This window comes from Accumulibacter sp. (genome assembly GCF_031732815.1).
GTDB lineage: Bacteria > Pseudomonadota > Gammaproteobacteria > Burkholderiales > Rhodocyclaceae > Accumulibacter.
In genome coordinates this window covers 32,519-36,207 of record NZ_JAVMKF010000083.1, presented here as the reverse complement: position 1 = coordinate 36,207, position 3,689 = coordinate 32,519, and the positions used below count along the sequence as shown (strand labels likewise).

Genomic DNA, 3,689 nt, shown 5'->3' with positions numbered 1-3,689 from the left:
CGCGAGCTCGGGCGGGCTCAGCCAGAACGCGAACGCGCCGTTGAGCGTAGGCGGCCCGCTGACGATCAACGCGCCCGGCCAGGACCTCACGCTGGATCACGCAGCAAACGACTTCAGCAGTGTGCAGATCACCGCGGGCAAGACCGTGCTCACCGATCAGAACACCGTCACCCTTGACCTGAACACCGGCGCAACGACCGCGCGCGCGCTCGTCGGCGCGCTCACCGCCAGCGGCCACGCGAGCAGCCTCACAGCGAGCGCCGCCGGCGCCAGCGGCGAGCTGACGAGCAGCGTCGCCACCACCGGCGACAGCACGCTGAGCGCCGACGCCAGCGCGAGCAACACCGGCGAAGTGCAGGGCAAGCTGCAGATCACCGCCGCCGGGCCGATCGACAGCCGCGGCCGCGTCGTCGGCGATGCCACGCTGACCAGCACCGGCGGTGGCGAAATCGTGCACGCGGCCAACGTCGACGGCTTGCTGACCACCGACACGAGCGGCGCCACCCGTCTGTCCGGCACGCTCGGCAGCCTCGCCGTCGTCCACTCGGCAGCGCTCAACTTCGACAACAGCACCACGATCAACGGAACAGCAGCGATCACAGCCTCCGGCGCGATCAGCCAGAGCCCGACCGCGCCGCTGATCGTCAGCGGCCCGCTGACGATCAGCGCGCCCGACCAGGATGTCACGCTGGATCACACAGCGAACGACTTTGTCAGCGTGACGATCACCGCGGGCAAGACCGTGCTCACCGATCAGAACACCTTCACCCTTGATCTGACCACCGGCCCGACGACCGCGCGCGCCCTCGCCGGGACGCTCACGCTCAGCGGCCACGCGAGCACCCTCACGGCGAGCGCCGCCGGCGCCAGCGGCGACCTGACGAGCAGCGTCGCCACCACCGGCGACAGCACGCTGAGCGCCGACGCCAGCGCGAGCAACACCGGCGAAGTGCAGGGCAGGCTGCAGATCACCGCCGCTGGCCCGATCGACAGCCGCGGCCGTGTCGTCGGCGACGCCACACTGACCAGCACCAGCGGCGGCGAAATCGTGCACGCGGCCAACGTCAACGGCTTGCTGACCACCGACACGAGCGGCGCCACCCGTCTGTCCGGCACGTTCGGCAGCCTCGCCGTCGTCCACTCGGCAGCGCTCAACTTCGACAACAGCACCACGATCAACGGAACAGCAGCGATCGCAGCCTCCGGCGCGATCAGCCAGAGCCCGACCGCGCCGCTGATCGTCAGCGGCCCGCTGACGATCAGCGCGCCCGACCAGGACGTCACGCTGGATCACGCAGCAAACGACTTCAGCAGTGTGCAGATCACCGCGGGCAAGACCGTGCTCACCGATCAGAACACCGTCACCCTTGACCTGAACACCGGCGCAACAACCGCGCGCGCGCTCGCTGGCGCGCTCACCGCCAGCGGCCACGCGAGCAGCCTCACGGCGAGCGCCGCCGGCGCCAGCGGCGACCTGACGAGCAGCGTCGCCACCACTGGCGACAGCACGCTGAGCGCCGACGCCAGCGCCAGCAACACCGGCGAAGTTGGAGGCAAGCTGCAGATCACCGCCGCCGGGCCGATCGACAGCCGCGGCCGTGTTGGCGGTGACGCCACGTTGAGCAGCACGGGCGGCGGCGAGATCGCTCATGCTGCCAACGTCGATGGCCAGTTGACCACCGACACGAGCGGCGCCACCCACTTGTCAGGCACGCTCGGCAGCCTCTCCGTCGCGCGCTCCGGCGCGCTTACCCTCGACGCTGCTACCACGATCGGCGGGAACGCCAGCATCGCGAGCTCGGGCGGGCTCAGCCAGAACGCGAACGCGCCGTTGAGCGTAGGCGGCTTGCTGACGATCAGCGCGTCCAGCCAGAACATCACGTTGCCCAACGAGGAGAACGACTTGAACCGCGTGCGCATCACCGCCGGCAACAACGTCGTGCTCAACGACCGCAACGGCTTGACGCTCGACGACAGCCATATCGCGCAGGACTTGTCGATCAGCACTGGGGGCCCGCTGCGGCAGCTCGGGCCGGTTGCGGTCGACGGCACGACCTGGATCAGCCTGCCTGGGCTGCCGCTCACGCTGGACAACGTAGACAACCGCTTTGCTGGCGTGCTGACGATCATTGGCGGCGACGTCAGCGTGTCGGCGAGCAAGGCGCTGGTCGCGCAGTTGACAACGGGCAACAGCGCGCTTACCGCCGACAGCCTGACGGTCTCCGGCAGCATCCGCCTGAGTCCGTCCGGGGCATCGCACTTGACGAGCGCGACGACCGTGGCGCTGGGCAGCCTGTCGATTGGCGGCCAAGGCAGTATCGACATCGTCGCCAATCAGGCGAGCATGCCGGTGCTCGAAGTGAAGAACGTCGCGGTCCAGGACGCGGGCGGAACGCCGGCCAGGCTCGGCGTGTACGAGAGCAGCATCAACCAGATGGCGGGCACGGTGATGTCCACTGAAGCAGGCGTCAGCCTCAACCTGAGAGCCCGCCGTGCCTCGATCGACCTGAGCGCGGGGGCGAGCGTTGGCGAGGGCGAGAAGCTCAGGAGCGGCGTGAGTGGCCTGACCGAAGTCTATTCCTCGCCGCTGGAAAGAGGCGTACTGGCGCATCCGGGAGGGCTGACCAACCAGTTGCTTGGCCCGGTTTCCGCAACGACTGAAGTCGATGCCAACCAGCAGCGCAGTGCCAAGGCGGTGATCGCGCTTGCCTCGGATTCGCTGCGCTTTGCTGATAGTTCAGTGCCGGCAGTGGAGTCGGATACCGTTCTCCTGCTCGGGCGGGACCTGCCCGGCGGCGGCGGAACGATCCTGACGCACGTCGCGGCCACGCAACTGCGCGACGGACGCAATATCGCGACCGATCCCGACCGGCGCGACGACAACTCGTACTCGATCCTGCCCTCGATCTTCATCATCGCCGATGTTGGCGCCCGGCCACCCGTCGGCTCGCCGAGCCCATTCCGCTTTGGCGGGCTCAATTCCGGGATTTGGGTCAGCTTTGGCGAAGTCAAGGGCGCGCCGAACAACAGCACCCTGCAAACCATCGCCGTCGATCCGTACAACCAGACCAGCCTGGCCGGCGACGTGCCGGTCTACCTGAGCACTGGAGGACGTGGCGCGGTCGATCCGAGCGGCCTGCTCACCCGCCGCCTGGTCTTTCCGTCCACGCTGGCCACTGCAGCGGTCCGACGCGTCGCGGTCGACGGGCGGGTGATCGACGACACGTCGGCGTACGAAGCGATTCAATCGAACGTTGCCGAAATTCTGAACCAGATGCGTAAGGAACAACTGGAGAGCGGATTCTCGAACGAGAACGTCGCCGTACAATTGCGCAAGGGCGTGATTGCCGAGACGCGCGTTGGTCCGGCCGCGGTCACTCGTTTTGCCGGCGTCGGCGGCGTGCAGACGTGTTCCGGTATGACCGTCGGCGAAGATGTCGTCTGCGCGACGGCGGCCGGCTCCGGCAGGGCATCGGAGTGAGCCCGCAGACGCGCCTGAAGGTAGCGGCAAGCGCACGAGACGCCGGCGGATGCGCAGAAGCGAAGCGATGCGCCGGTGCGCCGGCTTGCGCCGTAGCCCCGAGCGGACGAACGCGGCAAGAGCGAGCGCCAGCCGGCTGCACAGGTGGACCCGCTGCATGCTTGGGAAACGGGGAGGAGAGTGGGGAGAAGAATCGGGAGTAGAATCG

1 protein-coding gene is annotated in these 3,689 nt (G+C 68.2%); it reads left to right on the top strand.

Going from position 1 to position 3,689, the window contains the following annotated elements:
- Window positions 1–3,481 (top strand): hypothetical protein (locus RKP46_RS06815; RefSeq protein ID WP_311105942.1); only part of this gene is annotated, 3,481 nt, incomplete at its 5' end.
- Between the last annotated feature and the right edge of the window lie 208 nt (window positions 3,482–3,689).